The organism is Bartonella sp. B10834G3 (genome assembly GCF_016102505.1).
GTDB classification, from domain to species: domain Bacteria; phylum Pseudomonadota; class Alphaproteobacteria; order Rhizobiales; family Rhizobiaceae; genus Bartonella; species Bartonella choladocola.
The window spans coordinates 114,440-137,526 of the sequence record NZ_JACFOM010000003.1; the positions used below are offsets into that span (position 1 = coordinate 114,440).

General features: G+C 46.5%; 17 protein-coding genes and 1 pseudogene. 9 read left to right on the forward strand and 9 right to left on the reverse strand.

Annotated elements, in window-relative coordinates:
- Positions 1-625: 625 nt before the first annotated feature.
- The gene (locus tag H3S94_RS09625; RefSeq protein WP_077993041.1) at positions 626-1,531 is read left to right on the forward strand and encodes a metallophosphoesterase; all 906 of its coding nucleotides are present in this window, start codon (positions 626-628) and stop codon (positions 1,529-1,531) included.
- A 977-nt stretch (positions 1,532-2,508) separates the two neighbouring features.
- On the opposite strand, the gene leuA is transcribed toward H3S94_RS09625, so the two are convergent.
- The 5 genes from leuA to H3S94_RS09650 all read right to left on the reverse strand — a co-directional run bounded on the left by leuA (position 2,509) and on the right by H3S94_RS09650 (position 10,199).
- Positions 2,509-4,206 carry a 2-isopropylmalate synthase gene (leuA, locus tag H3S94_RS09630; RefSeq protein WP_077993045.1) on the reverse strand — a complete coding sequence of 566 codons (1,698 nt, stop codon included), beginning with the start codon at positions 4,204-4,206 and terminating at the stop codon, positions 2,509-2,511.
- 386 nt (positions 4,207-4,592) lie between these two features.
- Complete coding sequence (locus tag H3S94_RS09635; protein ID WP_198240907.1) at positions 4,593-5,168, reverse strand: NUDIX hydrolase; 576 nt, start codon at positions 5,166-5,168, stop codon at positions 4,593-4,595.
- Positions 5,169-5,176: 8 nt separating this feature from the next.
- On the reverse strand, positions 5,177-6,094 hold the full coding sequence (locus H3S94_RS09640; RefSeq protein WP_369805253.1) for a cation diffusion facilitator family transporter: 918 nt from the start codon (positions 6,092-6,094) through the stop codon (positions 5,177-5,179).
- Positions 6,085-8,265, reverse strand: coding sequence for an anthranilate synthase (locus H3S94_RS09645; RefSeq protein WP_198240908.1), 2,181 nt, complete (start codon positions 8,263-8,265; stop codon positions 6,085-6,087). Before H3S94_RS09645 ends, H3S94_RS09640 begins: the two co-directional genes overlap by 10 nt.
- Before the next feature lie 929 nt (positions 8,266-9,194).
- Complete coding sequence (locus H3S94_RS09650; protein ID WP_198240909.1) at positions 9,195-10,199, reverse strand: small ribosomal subunit Rsm22 family protein; 1,005 nt, start codon at positions 10,197-10,199, stop codon at positions 9,195-9,197.
- Positions 10,200-10,325: 126 nt separating this feature from the next.
- Between H3S94_RS09650 and choX the strand changes: the two are divergent.
- From choX to H3S94_RS09665, 4 genes and pseudogenes are all read left to right on the forward strand, one after another.
- Positions 10,326-11,270 (forward strand): annotated as a pseudogene (gene choX, locus H3S94_RS11925) (choline ABC transporter substrate-binding protein); the annotation flags it as partial.
- A gap of 30 nt (positions 11,271-11,300) precedes the next feature.
- Positions 11,301-12,113, forward strand: coding sequence for a choline ABC transporter permease subunit (gene choW / locus H3S94_RS11930; protein WP_225868191.1), 813 nt, complete (start codon positions 11,301-11,303; stop codon positions 12,111-12,113).
- The gene (locus H3S94_RS09660) at positions 12,113-13,153 is read left to right on the forward strand and encodes a glycine betaine/L-proline ABC transporter ATP-binding protein (protein ID WP_077993054.1); all 1,041 of its coding nucleotides are present in this window, start codon (positions 12,113-12,115) and stop codon (positions 13,151-13,153) included. Before choW ends, H3S94_RS09660 begins: the two co-directional genes overlap by 1 nt.
- Positions 13,154-13,165: 12 nt before the next feature.
- The gene (locus H3S94_RS09665; protein WP_198231412.1) at positions 13,166-13,981 is read left to right on the forward strand and encodes an RNA methyltransferase; all 816 of its coding nucleotides are present in this window, start codon (positions 13,166-13,168) and stop codon (positions 13,979-13,981) included.
- 948 nt (positions 13,982-14,929) lie between these two features.
- Here the strand turns inward: H3S94_RS09665 and mnmA are convergent.
- Positions 14,930-16,126: a tRNA 2-thiouridine(34) synthase MnmA gene (mnmA, locus tag H3S94_RS09670; protein WP_077993058.1), complete on the reverse strand. Its 1,197-nt coding sequence runs from the start codon at positions 16,124-16,126 to the stop codon at positions 14,930-14,932.
- Positions 16,127-16,469: 343 nt separating this feature from the next.
- Here mnmA and H3S94_RS09675 point away from each other — a divergent pair, with 343 nt between their 5' ends.
- Complete coding sequence (locus tag H3S94_RS09675) at positions 16,470-16,745, forward strand: DUF1153 domain-containing protein (RefSeq protein ID WP_075868936.1); 276 nt, start codon at positions 16,470-16,472, stop codon at positions 16,743-16,745.
- Positions 16,746-17,012: 267 nt separating this feature from the next.
- On the opposite strand, the gene H3S94_RS09680 is transcribed toward H3S94_RS09675, so the two are convergent.
- On the reverse strand, positions 17,013-17,213 hold the full coding sequence (locus H3S94_RS09680) for a hypothetical protein (RefSeq protein WP_198231413.1): 201 nt from the start codon (positions 17,211-17,213) through the stop codon (positions 17,013-17,015).
- A 1,129-nt stretch (positions 17,214-18,342) separates the two neighbouring features.
- On the opposite strand from H3S94_RS09680, the gene H3S94_RS09685 reads away from it, so the two are divergent.
- Positions 18,343-18,486 carry a hypothetical protein gene (locus H3S94_RS09685; RefSeq protein WP_198231414.1) on the forward strand — a complete coding sequence of 48 codons (144 nt, stop codon included), beginning with the start codon at positions 18,343-18,345 and terminating at the stop codon, positions 18,484-18,486.
- An 86-nt stretch (positions 18,487-18,572) separates the two neighbouring features.
- Here H3S94_RS09685 and H3S94_RS09690 read toward each other — a convergent pair whose 3' ends face one another.
- Entirely contained in the window at positions 18,573-18,959 is a 387-nt protein-coding gene (locus tag H3S94_RS09690; RefSeq protein ID WP_077993062.1) for a flagellar export protein FliJ, read from the reverse strand.
- A 634-nt stretch (positions 18,960-19,593) separates the two neighbouring features.
- Here H3S94_RS09690 and ctrA point away from each other — a divergent pair.
- Positions 19,594-20,295 carry a response regulator transcription factor CtrA gene (gene ctrA, locus H3S94_RS09695; protein WP_077993064.1) on the forward strand — a complete coding sequence of 234 codons (702 nt, stop codon included), beginning with the start codon at positions 19,594-19,596 and terminating at the stop codon, positions 20,293-20,295.
- A gap of 1,239 nt (positions 20,296-21,534) precedes the next feature.
- On the opposite strand, the gene chpT is transcribed toward ctrA, so the two are convergent.
- Positions 21,535-22,179: a histidine phosphotransferase ChpT gene (gene chpT / locus H3S94_RS09700; RefSeq protein ID WP_077993066.1), complete on the reverse strand. Its 645-nt coding sequence runs from the start codon at positions 22,177-22,179 to the stop codon at positions 21,535-21,537.
- A gap of 301 nt (positions 22,180-22,480) precedes the next feature.
- Between chpT and H3S94_RS09705 the strand changes: the two genes are divergently transcribed.
- Positions 22,481-23,074 carry a DUF1134 domain-containing protein gene (locus tag H3S94_RS09705; protein ID WP_198231415.1) on the forward strand — a complete coding sequence of 198 codons (594 nt, stop codon included), beginning with the start codon at positions 22,481-22,483 and terminating at the stop codon, positions 23,072-23,074.
- Positions 23,075-23,087: the final 13 nt, after the last annotated feature.

The window sequence follows — 23,087 nt, forward strand, 5'->3', positions numbered from 1 at the left end:
TTTTTTTGGTTATCAATCACTCAGAATATGATTTTCCGCCCTTCGCCCGACGATTTACGAGATCATCGGCAGAGACATGCCAATCCCAGCCATTTCCTGAATGATGGCGGATTTGGATTTTATCACCGGAATTCTTATAAAACTGAGATCTAGAATCTTTCTCGCAACTCATGTTCGAGAAGAAAGGGCGGCATATGTCGCGGGGCCGTTGATGGATATATGATGCCATTTTCCTGAGAGTGGCTGTTCCCGGTAAATTGCAATATAGCAATCTTGTAAATTCTACCAATCTTACAAAATGTCATACACCGGTCTTGTGCGCTTGGGTTCGAGGCCTATGAGCTAAAGCCCGCTTATTTCCCGTCATATTTTTCAAGGGAAGCGAATATTATGAGGAAGCGAATATTATGAAGGCTGCAAACGTCTGCTTCGACTGTTTTACAAATGGAGACATTACCGTTTCGTTTGCCTTCTCTCTTCCGGTGCGTGGCGAATAATTGTCTCTTTTTAAGCTGTTTTTTGAATTTTTCCGATATTATACTCTCTCAATTGCCATGTTTGTTCTTATATCCTCTTCATTTTAAAAGCTTTTTGTTTTTTTGTTGCCTATTTTTATTGTCTCGCTATGTTCTGTGGAATGTTTCACTTGGCTCATATATCCGACATTCATTTGTCGCCGCTTCCTGCCCCTCGTCTTTTCGAGCTTATGGGAAAGCGTTTAACCGGTTATATTAACTGGAAGAAAAACCGTACCGGTGAAATGGGACGGCAAACGCTTGATGCTTTAATGGAAAGTATCAAACAAAAACAGGCTGACCATCTTGTCATAACCGGTGATCTCGTGAATCTCTCTTTGCCAAAAGAATTCGCGGCCGCCAAAGACTGGCTTGTGGCGCAAGGTCCGGCGAGCGATATTTCGCTTACATTCGGCAATCATGATGCCTATGTCGGGGGCGCTTTCAAAAAAGCCTGCAAAACCTTTCGCCCGTGGATTACCAGCGAAGAAGCCCATGGCTGGAGTGCCCTTTTCCCCTATATGCGGGTTCGTGGACAGGTCGCTATTATTGCCGTTTCTTCAGCCATTGCCACACCACCGTTTTTCGCAACCGGCCACTTTGACAGTGCACAGGCCTATCATCTGGCCGATCTTTTACGCGAAGCGAAAGAACGTAATCTGTTCCGGATGGTGATGATACATCACCCCCCTTATAAAAACGCTACCAATTGGCATAAAAAATTATGGGGTATTGAACGTTTCCAACGTGTCATCAAACAACAAGGTGCAGAACTTGTTCTCCATGGGCATACCCATGTTCCTTCTCTTGAACATATTGAAGGGAAAGAACGCGATGTTCCGGTGGTTGGCGTTGCTTCTGCCTCGCAAGCCTTTGGCGGTAAAAAGCCTCCTGCCAATTACAACTGGTTTACAATCGACGGTGATTGTGAAAGCTGGCATTGCGGGCTTGAACGCTATACCATTATCAATAAAGAGAATGAAATCAACTGCACCGAAAAAGTTCCGCTCTTTTAGTGCATTCGATTTAGTGCATTCAAACAAAAGACCTGACAGCAATTTTCCTGTGACCGGCTGGAACACAGCCGGTTTAAAATAATACCAGCATGTAAAATAATATTAGCGTTTAAAATAATATTAGCGTTTAAAATAACTCCGGCATTTGAACGAATGATAACGCGGCATGAACCGGTTTGCTTAGCCCGAATATACCTGTTGTAACTTGGATTTCATATGCTCGAATAAAGCGCCAAAAAACAGACGGAACACTGGTGTTTTCGAGCAAAATCTATGCCCCCAAAAAAGACAAAAAAGCCAAATAAATGCAAAGCCTTGACCTTGACGATGTTTAACGCCTGTCATTCATGTCAATCAATTGCTCTATTGTTTCCGGATATTTCGTGTATTGAACCGAATTTCTGTTTTTTAGGACTTTTTATGTCGATTGTTTTGTCACACTGACAAAGCGCGATTGCTCCCGATCTTTTTTATCTTTCCTTTTTCGGCCGTACCGGCTTTCGTGGCGAATAAAAAGCGTGGGTTTTACCCCTATTCAGAGGGCTACATAAGTGTTCTTGGAGTGGTGAGACGGCTTAACCGTTATAAAGTAGCGAGAAGACTACATAAGCCGTTTTGAAGTCATGAGGCACTATAACCGTTTTGACGTGGTGAAGGCTACATAAGTGTTCTTGGAGTGGTAAGACGGCTTAACGTTATGAACTGGTGAGAAGACTACGGGCAGAATAAGCGTCTTGAAGCGTTGAGACGGCTTAACCGTTATAAAGTAGCGAGAAGACTATATAAGCGTTCCGGAAAGGTTGACGGGCAAGACTATTGAAACTTCCGCCGGCAACTTACCAAATGCCGCTTACTATTTTTCGCATGATTGCGATTTTCAAGAGGTTGACGGGGGCAAGAGGTTGACGGGCGGCAACAGCAAGACAATAAGCCCTTGTTGAGCAAGACAATAAGCCCTTGTTGCCGCCTTTGAAAAATTAGAGTTTCAACCGGTTAACCGCCGAAACAATAGCATCGAGCGAAGCTGTCGCGATATTTTCATCAATGGCAACGCCGAATATTTTTCCTTCCGGATAGGCTATTTCCATATAGCAAATGGCTTTTGCATCCGAACCGCGTTGCAGTGAATGTTCCGAATAATCGACGACCGAAAGCTTCTTGCCGAGATATTTGGAAAAAGCGTCGATAAACCCGTCAACCAGACCGGTTCCCGTTCCTTTAATGGTTTTTTCTTGTCCGCGATCGGTAATTTTTGCGCTCACCTCGACACGGCCTTTTTCTTTTGGATCAGCTTTGGTCTTGTAATCGACAAAGCCGAAGCGGCCACCATTCTGTTTGACATAAGTCTTGACGAATTCATCATAAATGCGCTTCGACGGCAATTCTTTGCCTTCTTCATCGGTAATATGTTGAATCACATCGCGAAATTCGATTTGCAAAGCGCGCGGCAGGTTCAAGCCGTAGTCTGATTGCAGAATATAGGCAATGCCACCTTTGCCCGATTGCGAATTGATGCGGATAATGGCTTCATAACTTCTGCCGACATCTTGCGGATCAATCGGCAGATAAGGCACTTCCCACAAAGTCTTGTTCGACTTTTTCATTGCCTTCATGCCTTTATTGATCGCATCCTGATGCGAACCCGAAAAAGCAGTATAGACCAATTCGCCGACATAAGGGTGGCGTTCCGGAATTCTGAGCTGGTTACAATATTCGTAAACTTCCTTGATCTTTTCGATATTCGAGCAATCAAGTTCCGGATCGACGCCTTGGGTAAACATATTCAGCGCCAGCGCGACAATGTCGACATTACCGGTACGTTCGCCATTACCGAACAGTGTCCCCTCCACACGATCGGCACCGGCAAGCAGGCCCAATTCGGTGGCTGCAATGCCACAACCCCGGTCATTATGCGGGTGCAGAGAAATCAGAACGCTGTCACGGCGGTCAATATTGCGCCCCATCCATTCGATTTCATCGGCATAGATATTGGGAGACGACATTTCGACCGTGGAAGGCAAATTCAAAATCATCTTGTGTTCGGGTGTCGGATTAACGATTTCGATGACCGCATTCGATATTTCCAGCGCAACTTCAAGCTCGGTTCCGGTAAAACTTTCAGGCGAATACTCGAAACGGTAATGTTTACCGGCTTTGGCGGCCATATCCATCACCATTTTTGCCGCATCGGTTGCGATTTTCTTGATACCGGCAACATCTTTTCCGAACACAACCCGCCGCTGCAATTCACTGGTCGAATTGTAAAAATGCACGATCGGATGATTGGCGCCATCCAGCGCCTCGAAGGTGCGGGTAATCAATTCCGGACGGCATTGCACCAGAACCTGCAAACTTACATTTTCAGGAACATTGCCATGTTCGATACACCAGCGCGCGAAGTCGAAATCGGTTTGCGAAGCAGATGGAAAACCGATTTCGATTTCCGGAAAGCCCATTTCCAGAAGCAGGCGGAACATGCGTTCTTTGCGGTCTTGTCCCATCGGGTCGATCAAAGCCTGATTGCCATCACGCAGATCGACAGAACACCAGATTGGTGCTTTTTCGATACGCTTGTCGGGCCAGGTGCGGTCTTTCAATGAAACTTGCGGGTAAGGTTGATATTTTTGCGATGCTGTCGGCATGCCTTTATGTGAAAAATTTGGTGAAATACTCATGATCTATGCTCGTCTGAAACACCGGTAACCGGTTGATATTTTAAAATGAAGATTGTTGAAGAGGAGCATTTACGCCGGCAGGTAACGACCGCCGGGCGCCCCTCACCGGCCCCGGCAGTCGCTCATAAGCCCAAGAAGAAGCAAGTTTGAAGGCAAAGCACAAAAGCCTGCATCCCCGATGCAGTACAAAACCGATAATTTTTGTGCGTCAAACTTTTCCATAACGAAAAATATGGCACAGGTTTTTTTCAAGCGCAACCTGTTTTATCAAACCTTCACCCGTTCGTGTTCAAAGTTGTGAACCTGAACTTCAATGTTTCAAACGGGACTATCATGTTCCAAACGGGATTATGATGTTTAAAGCGGGGTTATTTGCTTTCATATCGTCAAAGTTTCAACCGGTGGCGCAATTCGTTCACAAGCAAAGCTGTTTTCATGTCGTTGATTTGTTGCTTGTCATTAAGCTTTATCGCCTCTTCGACCGGCATTTCGACAATTTCGATATTTTCCCCTTCTTTGGCTAGCCCGCCACCGGAAAAACGGTGATCTTGCGGGCGGTAATTGGCCAGATAAAGCCATAGCTGTTCGGTCGAGAAACCGGGGGTTGTAAAGCCTTTGAAAACAAGTTCGAGATTATGGAGCTGGTAGCCCAATTCCTCTTTTGCCTCGCGCAGCATTGTATCATCGGCTGATTCGCCCTTTTCGATGTGTCCTGCGCATGCTTCGAGCACATACATGCTGCCGGTTGCGAGATAAGTCGGTGCGCGGAACTGTTTGACAAAAAGAACCGTTTTTCTGTCCTCGTCAAAAGGCAAAACCGCAGCTCCGTTGCGGTTATGGTAGGTTTCGCGCTTCACGGTTTTCCATTCGCCATCCGCATCTTGCTGCTCATAGGAAACGGCTGTCAGCTTTGTCCAATGGTCGGATAATACAGTTTCTTTCAGATTTCTGATTTTTAACATAATGCTCCTCATGCAATGGGAACGGCGGTTGTCCCCTTTGGCAATTTTGCTTCCTCTTCCGGTTCGATATGAATGACAATACGCGCGTTTTCGATTTCTTGTTTCAGAGCATCTTCGATTCTATTGCATATATCGTGCGCGTCTCCCACCGTCATTTTGGAAGGAACCACCAGATGGAATTCGATAAATGTGACCTGTCCGGCCACACGTGTTCGCAAATCATGGGCTTCGATAGCACCTGCCGCGTGACTTGAAATAATATCCCTGATGCGCATTGTCTCTTCAAGCTCGACACCGACATCCATCAGCCCCTGCACCGAATTGTTGATGACTTTCCACCCTTGCCAGAGAATGTTCAGAGCCACAATAATAGCAAGCACGGGGTCAAGAATGGCCCAGCCGCTCAAGATAGCGGCAAGAAGGCCGGCAAGCACGCCGATAGATGTAAACACATCCGTCATTAAATGCATGCCATCGGCTTTCAATGCAGGTGAATGCGAGACTTTTCCCTGCTTTATCAAAATCAGCGCCCAGATTGCATTGATCGCACTGGCAACAAGATTGATCGCCAGCCCGTAGCCTGGCTGTTCGGGCAAATGGGTAGAGGTGAGCAAAGGCCATGATTCGTGTAAAATCATGATGGCGGCAACAAAAATCATTGCCCCTTCAAGAATTGCCGAAAAATATTCGGCCTTGGTGTGTCCGAAGGGGTGATCGTTATCAGCCGGTTTCATGCTGATAAGGATGGCAACATAAGCCGCAATGGCCGCGATGACATTGACAATCGATTCCAGCGCATCGGAATAAAGAGCCACCGAACCTGTTATATAATAAGCGAAATATTTGAGTACAAAAACAATAATGGCAACCGGAATAGACCAGATTGCTAATTGTTTCAGCCTTGAATTCGCACTTTTCATTGCCATGCTTTCTTGATTAGTCTTGAAACAACATTTTCAATGATCGCCATACCGACATTGCCACTTAAACTCATAATTGATTCGGGGTGGAACTGGACGGCCGCAATCGGCTGGCTTTTATGCTCGATTGCCATGATTACACCGTCTGCTGTTTCCGCCGTAACCTTGAACTCGGAAGGCAAGCGGCTCGGGTCGGCAAAAATTGAATGGTAGCGGCCAACCGTTATTTCTTTTGGCAAATCCGTAAACAGCAGGGTTTCGCCGGTAATGCGGATTCGTGACGGTTTACCGTGCATCGGTTCGCTTAATACCCGCAAACTCCCGCCAAAAGCTTCGGTCAAAGCCTGTAACCCCAGACAAACGCCGAAAATCGGAATTTTACGCGCCCGTGCTTTATTGATTGTGTCTTCACAATTGAAATCTTTCGGCGTTCCCGGCCCCGGTGACAAAACAACAAGATCGGGATTGACCGTTTCAAACACCTTGTCATCCACCGGACTTCTTACCGTTGTCACCTTGGCGCCGGTCTCGCGGAAATAATTGGCAAGCGTGTGCACAAATGAGTCTTCATGGTCGACAAGCAGAATATTGACACCCGTGCCGGGCTTTTCTTTCTCCTGCCTTACCGCCTTTGGCAATGGTTTTGCACTGTCACGGATAGCGGCAATCATGGCAGACGCTTTCAGTTCTGTCTCTTTTTCTTCCTCTTCCGGATTGGAATCATAGAGCAATGTAGCGCCTGCTCTTACCGATGCCACACCATCCTTGATACGCACTGTGCGAAGTGTTAGCCCCGTATTCATATCGCCATTGAAAAACACCATGCCGATAGCACCGGCATACCATGCACGCGCACTTCTTTCATGATTTTCGATAAAGCGCATAGCCCATAATTTCGGCGCACCGGTCACAGTCACCGCCCATGCATGTGACAAAAATGCGTCGAACGCATCAAGGCCATTGCGCAACCGCCCTTCGATGTGATCGACCGTGTGGATAAGGCGGGAATACATTTCAATTTGCCGCCGCCCGATGACCCTCACCGAACCCGGTTCGCAAACGCGGCTTTTATCATTGCGGTCGACATCCGAACACATGGTCAATTCGGATTCGTCCTTTTTGGAATTGAGCAAAGCCAGTATCTGCTCGGAATCGGCAATGGCATCCTGTCCGCGTTTGATTGTTCCCGAAATCGGGCAGGTTTCAACCCGTCTTCCGGTTACGCGAACATACATTTCAGGCGATGCCCCAACGAGATATTCCTGTTCTCCAAGATTGATAAAAAACGAGTAAGGCGAAGGGTTGGTGAGTTTCAACCTTTTACTGATTGCCGAAGGACTTGCCGGACAAGTTTCATAGAAAGTCTGCCCCGGAACAACCTCGAAGAGGTCGCCGCGCTTGAAACTTTCTTTGGCTTCTTTGACCAAAGCGGCATATTCACCCTTTTCATGATCGCCTTTTTGCGGAACGGCTTTGGCTGCTTTGAACGGTTGTTCTTCCGTGTCACGGCTCAAACCTTCAGTCGATTTTCCATTGTCGGAAAAATCATAATTTTCCACCCATGCACGTGCCGAATAATGGTCGACAATCAGAATGGAATCCGGCAGGTAAAGCACCATATCCCGCTGGTCTTCCGGACGTTTTATTTTAAACTCGATCGGCTCGAACTGGAAGGCGAGATCATAGCCGAATGCCCCGTATAGACCAAGACTTTGGTCTTCGGTTGAATGAAAAATATCGCAAATCGCACGCAAAAGAGAAAAAACCGATGGCATACGCGAGCGTTCTTCCTCGCTAAAGACCCGCCCCGGTTTTTTAACATCTATTGCGAGCTTATCATCTGTGCGTTTTGTCGATTGAATATCGTCCAGCGTTTGAAGACGCGGTTCGATCATGTCGATAAGAACTTTGCCGCGCTCGTTCAAAGCTTCGATTTTCATATGGCGGCCGCGCGAAGTGACAACAAGCGGCGGATTGATGAAGCCCGAATCCCAACGTGTATAGCGCCCCGGATATTCATAGTTCGATGAAAAAACTGCCCCGCGGCGGCTATCAAGAGCATCAACAATCCGGTCAATCGCTCCCTGATAGGCAATATCCTCGCAGCGACGACGAATCTTCAAACCGCCTTTTGTGAGATATTCAAAAGCTTTCTCGCCTGCCATGTTCTTATCCATATTAGAACTCCGTCCTGTTAATTAGGTCACTTATCCGGACGGAGTATATAAAAAAGGCCGCCCGGTTATCCGTCGCGACCTTGTCCTGAATTTTTGCACAAACAAACAGAGGCCGCTAAAAGCAACCCCACCACCAGATCATGAATGTACGTTTATTGTTCATTCCCGTCTTTTAACCTGTCCGCCATTCTATAGCAACACAAAACAACACCACCGAAAGCAATCGAACGCCCTTCTGCATCAAACTTTTCTTCAACCGCTGCGCGAATCAGCGTCGATTTGCGGGGCTGCCCGACAAAATGACATTTGAAATATAGAAATACTCTAAAATAGAATAAATTTGTTTTAATGAAAAATTATACTTGTAAAAATCGAATCTGATAATCTGCTACCATTATCACTTTTCCGTTTTGTTATAAGCTATTTCTCTTAAGCATTACGGAACTGTCTTTCTTTTACAAAGATTCCGGTTTTTTCTTTGCGCAAATGTTTTTGTGACAGTCGTCCGTTCACGAACTATAGATTTCCAAAAAATGGATTACCTGCTCGTCAATCAAAAAACTGTTTGTTTATTTTTTAGAATACGGAAAATTTGAAGAACGATAAAAAGTATTCATGTGATTTTTCATAATTAAAACTTGATAGATGAAACTGATTCGCTGCTCTCGGAATCAATATAAACTTGAATAAACAAATAGCCTTATAGTCAAAATGCGAATATACTTGAAACTATTAAGAAAAGGAAAAGTCCGGGCATTGGGGACCCGGACTTTTCTCCCCTTCGTTGGAGAAGGGATACAGGTGTAGGAAATAGCGGGGGACCTAAACACCTGTCGCCGGCACTTTCAAACATAGAGTTCTATTTGTGCGGCGAAGGTGAATATAGTTGACAGATAGGAATAGTCAACAAATATTTACAACCTATGGTTTTATTTTTTTAATATATCTCCCCACTCCAGACGACGCAGTTCGCTGTATAATTTTTTATTCCTCCGCGTTGTAATTTCGGCATTTTTCTCACCACCGGAAGTGCAGATCGTATATTCCACTTTTCCGCTGGAGCGTTGAGGCCGTGACAGGATGCGACAATATTGCACATCGGGCTTTTCATGAGCGAAGGCAAGATAGCAGAATTTTTCGTCTTCAAAGGGCACGATCGCCTGTTTGGTAAGGCGATGTGTGCGCGAACGTTCGACTCTTACAGAAAAATGGCACCAGTCCGGCGATTCGACCGGACAAGCAAATTCATGCGGACAAGGTGCAACAATATGGCCGCCTCTTTCAATTAACCTGTCACGTTGGCGGTTCAATCTTCTAAAACCGGCAGGCGTACCCGGCTCAATGAGAAAAAGCATGTCTCCGGTCTTGTTCCATAGGCCATCAACAAGGTGATCCTGTATTTTTTCAGGAAGTTCATCCAGCACATAACTTGCTGTGACAAGATCGGCTTTGGCGAGATTTTCAAAAGCGGCAGAAGAAATATCCATATTCTGCCAATCTGTTGTTACATGTTTTGAAGCGGACGGGGTGCTATCGTCATTCACAAGGCTCGCTGAAAACAGCGTTTTACCGATAGCAATAATATCATGGCTTTGCTCGACAAGCGTTGCATGTCGAAGTGAAGGGAAAATCCGGCTTGCTGCAAAAACGGCCGTACCCGGTCCGGCGCCGACATCAAGCTGGCTTGACGGTGAAAAAGACGGGCAAATTTCTGTAACTTTATCGAGTGCCAAAAACACGGCCGCATATGTTGCCGGAAAACGCGCTGCTATATAGCCGAATGCTGCATTCCTGTCGGCAATATGCATTTTCCCGTCAAGTATTTCATTGCGATAGCGTTGGGTGAGCCGGTGGGACGCTTTTTCAAGTTCGGCGGGATTTGTCTGTTGAAAAAGCTCGTCAAGCGCGTTTTTCAAATTGGCAGGAAGTTGCATTGTGCGATTCCATAATAAAAGGCTTTTCTTGTGAACCTTATTTCATTCTTTATTGAAATAGTCTAACCCCGTCCTTAAGCTGGACATTGTATAATCATGGAGTTGCCGGAAATCTTGTCGGGCATTTTGAAACAAATAGCATTTCTTTTCCTGAGCTTGTTTCTGGCAGCGGGAACGGGATATGCAAGCGCGGATATAAACGAAGCTGAAACATGCAAAATTGTGCGCTTTGCCGATACCGGTTGGACAGATATTTCAGCGACAACCAGTATTGCCACCACACTTCTTAAAGCACTCGGCTATGATACCGAAACACGGATTTTATCCGTTCCTGTTACTTATGCCTCGCTTTCCAATGGCGATATTGATGTTTTTCTGGGCTATTGGAACCCGTCCATGACACCCGATTTCAAACCTTATCAGGACGATGGAAGTGTCGAGCTCCTCGGTTATAATCTGGAAGGGGCAAAATATACGCTGGCTGTGCCGCAATTTGTCTATGACAAGGGCTTGAAAAGCTTTGAAGATATAAAACGTTTCGGCCCTGAACTGGGTTATACCATTTACGGGGTCGAACCGGGCAATGACGGCAACCGCCTTATTCTTTCAATGCTTCATGATTCCGCTTTCGGGCTTACCGATTTCCATATTGTCGAAACCTCCGAACAGGCCATGCTTGCCGAAGTCGAAGCACGCATTCGGGAAAACCGCCCGATCGTATTCTTGGGGTGGGAACCACACCCGATGAATATGCGCTTCAAAATGGCCTATCTTTCCGGTGGTGACCAATATTTCGGGAAAAATTTCGGCAATGCCAAAGTCGGCACCAATATTCGCAAGAATTATCGTCTGCAATGTCCCAATGTAACGCGTTTTCTCGGCAATCTCGTTTTCGATGTCGATATGGAAAACCACCTGATGGATCAAATCCTCGATCAGGGTGAAGACCCGGAAAATGCTGCCCATTCATGGCTTTTATCCAATAAAGAAAGGGTAAAAGGCTGGCTTTCGGGGGTGACGACCGTCAATGGGGGTAACGCTGTTGAAGCCGTTGACCACGCACTCGGCGCACCCGATGAAGAGACAAATACACACTATAAAATTCCGGTCGGAAAAACCGCAAATACGATCGTCGAGTTTTTGAAAGAGCATGGCGGGCTGGTTTTCACGGCTCTGCGTGTGGGTCTTGGCAGCCTGTTAAAAGCCACTCTGGCACTTCTATTGTGGCCAAATCCGCTTTTGTTGATTGCTATTTTATGTGTTCTTGCCTTTGCTATCCAGAGAAATTGGCGGGTTGTTGTGCTCACTGCACTGGGGTTTCTGTTCGTTATCAATCAGGGCTACTGGGTTGACACGATGGAAACAATAGCTCTGCTGTTCTGGTCGTGCATTCTTTGTATGGGAATTGGCGTGCCGGTCGGCATTGCCTGCGCCCATCGTCCGAAAATATATCGCGGGATCCAACCCATTCTCGATCTTATGCAGACATTGCCGACCTTTGTCTATCTGATACCGGCTATCATTTTTTTCCGCATTGGCATGGTACCGGGATTGATCGCAACCATTATCTTTGTGCTTCCTGCCCCCATAAGGCTCACCCAGCAAGGTATTGTGTCGACGCCAAAAGCCTTGATCGAGGCGGGTAAAGCATTCGGTTCCAACCGGCGGCAGATTTTATGGAAAATCGAATTTCCCCATGCTATGCCGGAAATACGTGCGGGCATGACGCAAACCATTATGCTTTCGCTTTCCATGGTGGTTATTGCAGCAACAGTTGGCGGCAATGGTCTGGGTGTCAAAGTCTATCGCGCATTGCAGCAGCATGATGCAGCTATGGGCTTTGAAGCCGGTTGCGTTATTGTGGTGGTCGCAATCGTACTTGACCGCCTGTTTCGACCGGGGAAGGCACGCTAATGGCCAGAGTCATCATAGATCATGTGAGTGTGGTTTTCGGCAATCGTCAACAGCAGGCGCTCGATCTTGCAGATCAGGGCGCATCACGGGCAGAAATCAAGGACAGAACCAATACAGTGCTTGGTGTGCATGAATGTTCGCTCGACATTGCCGAGGGTGAAACATTGGTTCTGATGGGGCTATCCGGTTCGGGAAAATCGACTTTGCTGCGCACGATCAACCGTTTGATAAAGCCGGTCGAAGGCAATATCTATGTTGGTGATGTCGGCAATGAAATCAATGTCACCACCGCTTCGAGAGAAGAATTGCGCTATGTGCGCACGCGCCTTGTTTCCATGGTATTCCAGCAATTCGGCCTGTTTCCTTGGCGCACGGTCGCCGATAATATCGGTTTCGGCCTTGAAGTGGCCGGAGTGCCCAAAAAACAACGTCAGGCGATTATTGCCGAACAGCTTGATCTGGTCGGATTGAATGAATGGGCCAACCGTATGGTGACCGAGCTTTCCGGCGGTATGCAACAGAGAATCGGCCTTGCCCGTGCTTTTGCAACCGGCGCACCCGTTTTGTTGATGGACGAGCCGTTTTCGGCACTTGATCCGCTCATTCGCAACCATTTACAGGACGAACTTCTGGAACTGCAAAAGCGGCTCAATAAAACATTGATTTTTGTCAGCCATGATCTTGATGAAGCGATCAAAATGGGAAACCGCATTGCCATTATGGAAGACGGACGGATTTTGCAATGTGGTACAGCACAGGAAATTGTGCTATCGCCCGCCAATGAGCATGTCGCCAACTTTGTGCGCCACATCAACCCGTTGAGCTTTTTGACAGCAAGACAGGTCATGCGCCCCTATAATTATGAGAATGGCGATATTTCTGTTGCAGCCATGGCAAAACCTGATACGAGTTTACCTGATCTCATCAGTGTGTGTGACCGGAAAAACGGTGCCATTGGCGTTGCCGAAAATGGGCGTGTCATCGGCGTTATCACCGAGGAAGACATTATCCATCATCTGGCAGAGCATCAGAAACGGTGATAGGTTTGTTTTATGAGTTTGGATATTACAACAATTAGCGATGTTGAAGACCCGCGGCTTGCCCCCTATCGGGACATTCGTGAACGAGACCTTGTCGGGCGCGAACATCATTTCATCGCCGAAGGCAAGGTGGTTCTGTCGGTTCTTTTAAGGTCGGAACGTTTTCAAGCCCGATCATTGCTGGTTGCCGCAGCCAAGCTTTTGGGGCTGATGCCGGTGCTCGATGCAACCAAGCCCGCCTGCCCTATTTACTGTGTACCGCAGAAAATTATGGATGACATTGCCGGTTTTAATGTCCACCGCGGTATTCTGGGTATCGGAGAACGTATAAAGACGCCAACACTTGAAGAATTTTTGGCCGGTTTGCCGGAAAAAGCACTCGTTCCGGTGCTGTGCGGAATTTCCAACCACGATAATATGGGGTCGATCTTCCGGAACGCTGCCGCTTTTGCAGCCGACGGAATTATCATTGATAAAACCTGCTGTGATCCTCTTTATCGCAAAGCCATTCGCGTTTCGGTGGGAGCTGCATTGAAAGTTCCCTATACCCAAGGTGAAGATATAAAAGAAATTCTCACAGCGCTTGAAAAAGCCGATTTCCGTATCTATTCGCTTTCGCCCGCCGCTTCAAATTATTTGAAAGATGCGGAAGTTGCGAAAAGAACAGCTCTGGTTTTCGGTACTGAGGGCGAAGGTCTTCCCGAATTTGTCCTGAAGGATACCGAAACCTTGCGCATTCCCATTGCTTATGATTTCGATAGCCTGAATGTTGCTACCGCAACCGGACTTGCACTCGAACATTTTGCCGATTTTGACAAATTGAACTGACGATCGCACGTCTGGAAAACCTGACGCGGGAAAACTGCCGGACAGGAACGGATAGGTTCAAACAGGCTCAAGCAAGCTCAAACAGGCGCAGATAAAACCGGATAGTATTGTTCAGAAAATATCTATTGTCGCCTAATGCGCGCGATTTTTTCAAAACCCCGATAACAGTGCCGGCTTGTCAGGCTTTGATCGCAAGCCACAAAACTTCCGAAAAAATAGAAATGCGATACATAGCACCAGAAACACCAGACCATGGCATAACAAAATATTAGCCGCAAAAACATGGGTAAAAACGCGGTGCAGAAAAACGTAGCGTAAAAAAACCTAGCGCAAAAAGACCTAGCGTAAAAAAACCTAGCGCAAAAAAAGTAGCGTAAAAAATAACACTGCCTAACAAAGCCGGTGTTGCTACCTTCCGGACAATTCTCTCCCGAAGAGCGGATACCAATATCGCTTACGGGAGCGGGCAATGAAAATCACTTCAGTGACAGAATTTTCAAGCTCAGTGCTTTGGCTCTATCTGCATTTGCCCCTATCTGCATTCAATTGATCGTCCGGATAGGAGAATTTGTTAAACCTGACAATTTTTAGCCGTCAGTTTATTAAAACCGCCACGGGGTGAGGCAAGAGGGATTATCAAAAGCCGACACGGGAACCGGCCAGTCCGGTTTATAAAGAAAAGCCAACATATTAGCGCGCCCCCTGTTTAGCGACGATTGTTTGGCGACGCCCCTTTTTAGCGCCCCCCCTGTTCAGCAACCGGCTGTTTAGCAACAATTGCTTAGCGACGCCCCTTTTTGACGTCCCCTGTTTAGCAACCGGCTGTTTAGCGACACTTGTTTAGCGACAATTGCTTACCCACCATTACAAGCCGGAAAAGCACGCCGACTTAAAGCCCAACGTGCTACCAATTGTGCTTTATTGAATGAAAACGCGGCATTACCCTTTTCAGGCTGCGGTATCCTCACGCGATTTATTCAACAGGTTTTTGAGCATTGTCTCGGCGCGGGCATCACGTTCCGAACGGGTGATGAACCCACCACCAAGAACCCGCGCATCATTGGTTTCATTATCGTAAAGGACACAAGCCTGCCCAGGAGCCACACCTGTCTCGCCTTCCAGAAGGTCGACTGTGAGCGTACCATCATGATATTTCACAATAGCCGGACGTGGCGGGCGTGTAGAGCGTACTTTGGCGGCAACTTCAATCCCCTCTTCGGGGAAGTCATCAAGATTTTCATCACCAAGCCAATTGGTATCCCGCAAAAACAATTTGCGTGTTTCAAGTGCTTCTCTGGGGCCGACAATGACACGCGAATTTTCCGCATCAAGATAGACAACATAAAGGGCTTCGCCGGTTGCAATGCCAATGCCGCGACGTTGACCGATGGTAAAATTGACGATTCCGCTGTGGCGACCGAGAATGCGCCCGTCAATATGCACAATCTCGCCGGGGTTGGCAGCTTCGGGGCGCAATTTTGCGATCACATCCGAATAGCGCCCCTGTGGAACAAAGCAAATATCCTGACTGTCGTGCTTGGAGGCAACGGCAAGCCCCATTTCGGCAGCGATTTCCCGCACATGCGGTTTTGCAAGATCACCAAGCGGAAAACGCAAATAATCAATTTGTTCCTGCGTTGTGGCAAAGAGGAAATAGCTCTGGTCGCGATTGGCATCGACCGGCCGGTATAATGCACGGTGTGCGCCATTCTGGCGGCTTCTGATATAGTGACCGGTTGCCAAAGCATCCGCACCGAGATTTTGTGCCGTTACAAGCAAATCGGCGAATTTGACTGTCTGGTTACAGGCAACGCACGGTATCGGCGTTTCACCATGGGCATAACTGTCAGCAAAAGGATTGATGACCGCCTCACGGAAGCGGGCTTCATAATCGAGCACATAATGGGGAATGCCCAAAGTTTCCGACACCCGCCTTGCGTCTTCTATATCCTGTCCGGCACAACACGAACCAACGCGGTGGGTTGCTGCACCATGATCGTAAAGTTGTAAAGTCACGCCGACAACGTCATAACCTTCTTTTTTCAACAAGCCTGCGACAACCGACGAATCGACGCCGCCCGACATGGCAACGACTACGCGTGTATCCTCAGGGCGTTTTGGAAGATCTAGACTGTTGAGAGACATAAACTCACCTTCTAACTTATTGACAGTTGCATGAAACTATATCGTGTTTTTATATACACAACACAACCGCCATTCCGAAAAAGAGAATGCAAACAGGTCATTTTTTAAAAACCTGACTTGCCCAGTTTATAAAAAAACAAAAAAAAATAAAGTGGCGTTTTTAGTTCAAGTTTGTTTGATAGCCGCGTTTTTTGTATAAGTAATTGTTTATAAAGTGTTTTTTAAATTAAACACAATTTTGAGCCTGTGTATTTGTTAAATTTTCGTTTCAACCGGTTTAGCTCTTTTTTAAAGCTCCATGGTTATTGTCGCATCAGGTCCTTGAATAAGAGTAGAGAGTACAATGACCGAGTTAGTAAGAACAAGAGTAAAATACGTTATTGGCCCAGATGGGAGTCCGCTTACGATCACCGACCTGCCGCCAAGCAATACAAGGCGCTGGGTTATCCGCCGCAAAGCCGAAGTTGTTGCCGCTGTAAGAGGTGGCCTGCTGAGTTTGGATGAAGCCTGCCAACGTTATACATTGACGGTGGAAGAATTTTTGTCCTGGCAATGCTCGATTGATGAACACGGTCTTGCAGGTTTACGCACCACGCGTATCCAGCAGTACCGGCATTGATAAAACGATGCCCCTTCTTGCCTTCAAGCGTCAATAAAACAACCGTTTCTTGAATTTCAGGAAGCGGTTGTTTTATATTCGGGCAAATTGATGGATGGCGAAAAAGAAAATATCCTGAAAAGAAACAGGAAGCGGCTTTCGTCAACTTATTTCAATCAAGCAAGCGGCAAGACAAAATGCATTCAAAAGCCGGGATGCATTTAAAAACCGAGATACATTGAAACAGAATCATTTGTTGTTCACACGCGCTTCGTTGAAGCCGGTTTTTTACTGTTTTTTTCCGGCTCCCCTCCGTTCTTCCGACTCCCCTCCCTTTTTCCGGCTCCCGTCTGTTTTTCCGGCTTCCGTCTGTTCTTCCGGCTCCCGTTTGTTCTTCCGGCTCCCGTCTACTTTTCCGGCTCTCGTCTGTTTTTCCGGCCCTCGTCCGTTCTTCCGGCTCCCGTCTACTTTTCCGGCTCCCGTCCGCATTTGCAGGATACTGAATGTCCCAAGCCAATTTTGCCGTTGCTGTTTCTATCTGCCCACCTGTTTTACGGCTATGCGCCCGATCTTTTTATTTTTCACGCGCCCGATTTAATCTTTTTTCGCCACACGAATAATGAAATCGGAATTTTAAAAATCAGAATTTTCGGGAGCTTAACCGTCACTTTCCACAATCTTTCCCGCGGCTTTACGGTGTCTTACCTGCTTCTTTCCGGTCTCTTTCGGATGGCTTTCGAGTGGCTTTCCGGTGGCTTTAGGGTCTCTTTCCAGCTTCTTTTCTGCATCGTTCCGGTCTCTTTCCCGCGTCTTTCCTGAGTCTTTCCGGCGAGTTTCCTGTTTTTGAAGCAATCCTCTAAAAATTCGTTAGCTCGAACGGTTTATATCGTTTTTCTTTTAGAATTTTCGTCTCGCGGTTTGATAATCTTTCGGTTCCAATTTCCCGCGCGCAAGCTTTAAGGAAGCTGGCTTCCTCGAAGATATAGCAGCAATAGGGAATTGCTTTTTTGAAAATCTACAGCGGGGAAAACTTCGCCAAATGAATGCGCGTTCTCCTGTTTGCCGGTTAAATCCGGTTATAAAAAATAGCTTATGATTAAAAACTACAAAGCGGAATAGTGGCCTGACAATGTGTGACTACAATCCGGTGCGCGTGAATACAATTTGAGGGTTTGACCACAATTTTTTGTGGGGGTGACTACAATTTTGGGTAATCCCTACCCGCAAAATAAACGGAAATAGAGTGGCCGGAAAAACCGGCCACTTCAAGACTGCCTTTTTATAGGCACGGGAGAATAATTTTCAGCAATTTTCTAAATTTGTGTTCAAGCATCCGGCCTTGGCGGTGGCGCGCAAGGAGAAATTGTTATGTCCGGCCAGTGTCGTTTTACCCGATATGGTTTTGTCGGCTTTCAACTTACGTCCAGTCCAAGTCCAAGCCATATTATGAAAATTGCGACACATACAGGTTTTCTTTGTCTCGTTTTCCGAAAATAACGCGACGATAACGGACAAATAAAACACATATACTCAATTACATAACAACTTTTCGTTGTAGACAAAACCGGTCTATTTATTTTAAAGCCCTATGCCTGTTCAGCGGCAACCGGCTATATTCATGGCTCAACAGAAAGCGCGCAAAACCTGTCGCATCATAAACGCAATAGATAACGTAAACGCGTTAGGCAACGTAAACGCGTTAGGTAACGTAAACGCGATAGGCAGTGCTACTCTTCCCTCGGCTTATCTGGCATTCCCTTGACAGGTGTTGCATGAGACAACCGTTCTGTCGTCATTTGAACCGGCAGGTAGACCATGGCTTTTGTCAAAAAGCTTTTAACCGGAAATTCAGCCGATCATCGAACGGCTTTGAACAAAGACAACATCTTCCTCAGGCAGTGTCTTGCCATCGCGTTCTTCCAAAGCCTGTGCACGTTCCAATTCGGCTTCCAGTTCATGCAACTTCATCTCGGCAGAAGCTTTCTGGATTTGCAAATCGCGAATCGAATTGATGAGGTTTTCACGCCGCTGACGGGCTGCGCGTGCAAAAGTAGGATAGGCAAAGTGATTGACATCAGTAATGCCGGATTTGCGTTCTTCATTGACGATCTGCGTTTCAAGCTCGCTTACCATACGATTGAACTCGCCCATCATCATGTCAAGTTGAGAAATCTGGCGACGTTTTTCGCGCACCTGAAACATTTTCAACCGAACCACACTTTCACGCGGTTTCATACGCAATACTCCTTGACTACCGTGAACAATACACGTTCACACCTTGATACTCATACACGTTGGACCGGAAAACAGTTTATCCCTTCAACTACGGGGCTAACCGGATAATCCGTTGCACTGAATAACGAACTTTTCCGGCAAGCCAGCCCTGTTAAAACTTCCACATTTGCAAAGCTTGTCGACAGGCTGTCTTAACTATTTGTTTACGGTCTTTGAGCACTATAGCCGAAGTCCCTTAAAGCTCGGTAAACAAAAGAGCTTTTTACAAACCGGAAAATCGTCTTTTCAAATTGGAAATGCACGAGTCGTATGAATCGGTTAGCGTATTTTCTTAAAGTAAAAATTAAACATATTCGTTTAACATTTATCACCTTGAATCAAAGGAATACAAGGTTTTTTTCACAAAATTTTATTAACGTCTTGCCAAGAAGAATCATATTTTGTTAACCATTTTGATGCAGATTGGTTAAAGAGGCAACGAATTGTTCTGAGTGCTGCCGAAATGTAAAATCACGGTTTCGGTTAAAATCATGATTTTATGGTGTTTTTTAAATCAGCTGTGCACGTCTTGGCGCAGTTGTTTGCATTGACCGCGATAACGCCTGATTCGGCTAGTGGAAAGGGGATATAGAATATGCGCGTTTTATTGATTGAAGATGACCACGCGACAGCGACAAGTATCGAGCTTATGCTCAAATCCGAAAGTTTTAATGTCTACACCACAGACCTTGGAGAGGAAGGTGTAGACCTTGGAAAATTATATGATTATGACATCATTCTGTTAGATCTTAACCTGCCTGATATGTCGGGTTATGAAGTTTTGCGCACATTGCGCCTTTCCAAAGTCAAAACCCCAATCCTCATTCTTTCCGGCATGGGCGGAATTGAAGACAAGGTTCGCGGCTTGGGCTTCGGTGCAGATGACTATATGACAAAGCCATTTCATAAAGATGAATTGGTTGCCCGTATTCACGCCATTGTTCGCCGCTCGAAGGGTCATGCCCAATCGGTCATCGCAACCGGTGATCTGGTTGTCAATCTCGATGCAAAAACCGTTGAAATCGGCGGTCATCCGGTGCATTTGACAGGCAAAGAATACCAGATGCTCGAACTCCTTTCACTGCGCAAGGGAACAACTTTGACCAAGGAAATGTTCTTGAACCATCTTTATGGTGGCATGGACGAGCCGGAATTGAAAATCATTGACGTTTTCATTTGCAAATTGCGCAAGAAACTCGACGCAGTTTCCGGCGGCGTAAATTATATTGAAACCGTTTGGGGACGCGGTTACGTTTTACGCGAGCCGAATGAAGAGCCGTTGCGCGAAACCGCTTGATAAGGCGGTAAAATCCGTTTCTCGGTTTTGAGAGATCATGGCCGGAGACCTTTTCCAAACGGAAAAGCTCCGGCGTTTTTTTGCGACACAAAGTTCCAGCCTTTTTGTGACATAAAGCTCCGGCTTTTTTTGCGAAATAATGGCCGCATCATCCATTCCGGCCGAATATGCGCGATCCATTCTCGCCAAATATGCCCGAATATGCGTACGATCGGTTCTCGCCAAATGTGAGCACGACCTATTCCGGTGAGTTCAGCTATCTCTTGATCTGACGGTTAAAAAGCGCACTTTATTTGATGGAATTAGTGAAACATTTGCGTGGAATTGGTTAAATAATCCGGTTTTGATCTTACAAAACCCGCCATTATAAAAGCGGCATTGGTCGGGGAAGGCGGCAAAAAAACGCGTTTTTTAAGGGAGAATATCCGGCAAAATGTTTGTTTGATACGCTTTGCTAATTCATTGTTTCTTCACTCACACGTTTTTCAGGCGGGCGTTTAGGCCAGAAAGACGCTAGTGATAGGATATTATCGCAACCTCTCCGTTTTCTGCCACCGGACATTTGAAAGCTTAAATTTTTAAAGAAGACTGCAATAGCAACCAAGGCATATGGCGGTCTTCAAAGTGCCGAATGCGCTTCATAAAATGGCAAAAACCGGTTTTTCCAAGTCTTGAATTTCAACGCTTTCATGATTTGTTTTTGCCCTCTTGCCCGTTCCTTCTTGCCCGATCTCTCTTCTCTGGTCCCCCTAGCCTAATCCCTCTTCCCCGCTCCCCTTCGCTAATCTGTAGTGAAATTTTCTTTTTGTTTTTTGAATTGTGTTTTGTGCGGCAAACGGGAAAATATGCCGCAAAACCTGCCGGACTTTGTGTAAAGCACGAAGGGGGGCTTCTTGCGTCGGACGATTATCGCTTCTAACCGGTTCCCGCGTCAGGCCATCTCTCACGTCACGTAAGTTCTTAACGCAGGTAAAGAACGACTGCGCTATTCCAGCTTCAGGCCGGTTCCCGCTTCAGACAGTCTCATGCTTCGGGCAAAGCACGAAGGGGGCTTCTTGCGTCAGGCCATCTCTCACTTCACGCCGCTTCACACTTCAGGCAGGTCAAATTGACGAAGCCAGTTTTCAATTGCCGGTTTTTTCGTCAATTCCGGATTGTTCAACCAATCAAGATTATGCCGTGAGAAAAAACCCGTTTCACCGGATTCGAGCCGGTTGATAAAATTCAACCGGTGTTCGGTCAGTTGGAAACAGTTATACCTGCCGTAATGGTGATAACCTCCGGTTGTACCTGTATGGCAATCGGCATAGAAGCGAGTTGCGACAACAATAAAGTGTAATAGAATTGCACACTATGGGCATCAATCGGTTCTTCGGGAACTTGCCCGTTATATAATTCAAGGAATTTTGCCGGCACGCGCAACATTTTTCCGCTTACCTTGAGCTGGAAAGCGCGTTTACCGTTTTCTTCGCCGATTTCGACAACAATATCGCCGCCGCGAGGAATCGAAAAATTGGCCACCAGAATAAGATTGAGCAATAATTTGACTTCATTCTTTGGCAAAAGCAGGCGCGGTGCTTTCCAGTCAAGATTGCCTTTTTCATTTTCCATATAATTTTTGGCAACATTTTCGGCATCGCCACTATCAATTTCGCTTCCCGCTGAACCGGCTGCGCCGAATGCAATGCGGGCAAATTGCAATTTTGATGAAGCGTTGACCGCAGACATGCGGATAAGCTCCATGGCATCTTCCTGTGCATCACCTTCATCATAAAGTTCAACGCCATTATTGATGGCTCCGACCGGAGAAATAAGGTCGTGGCAAATGCGGCTGCATAATAATGCTGCAAGATCGGCTGGGCTTAATGTAACGGCGAGAGGCATAATGAAAACTCCAAAAACTGCGTTTTGGCTTGGCTTTAATCCAAAACCCTTAAGATTCCATGGACAGATGAAGATTCGATGGAAAGCCAGACAATATTTTCCGGAACAGGCTGAAAATTGTCCTGAAAAGGTGCACTTCTCTAGGTATCACCCTATCTCTTTTACAAAAACTTATGCGCCATTTCGGGAGTTTTTATCATTCTTAAGAATTTAAACAACTTTGCCCGATAGAATCACATGAAACCGGATCTTTGCACAAGCCGAGATCTTACCATTGAGTGACCAGAAGAGGTGAAACACTATGATCCGTTCCATCCATATTCAGTGGCGTAAAGTCGTTTTTCTCTTTGCGTTGGCATTATTTGCAACTGGCGGATTGACCCCGTTGCAGGCTCAAACGCAACCACAGAACGGGCGATATACGGCTCAGGAAATTGTCGACTCCGGCCACCGCTTTTTTGGTGATGCTGCCGGCAGTATGGCAACAGCAATTGAAAATGTCTTTTCAAAATATGGTTTGCCGAACGGTTATATCCTTGGCGAAGAAGGTTCCGGTGCTATTATTGGCGGCCTCACTTATGGCGAGGGTACGCTTTACACAAAAAACGTTGGCGACCATAAGGTTTTCTGGCAGGGGCCAACCATAGGCTGGGATATTGGCGGGCAAGGGTCGCGTTTGATGATTCTGGTTTACGAACTTGACAGCGTTAACAATCTTTGGGGGCGTTATGCCGGTATTTCCGGTTCGGCCTATTTTGTTGCCGGTGTAGGTTTTCATGTATTAAAAAAGGGCAATATCCTTCTTGTACCTGTTAGAACCGGCGTCGGGGCGCGTTTGGGGGTCAATATCGGATATTTGAAATTGACACCGGCAGCCACCTGGAATCCATTTTAAACATTCGTCGGGC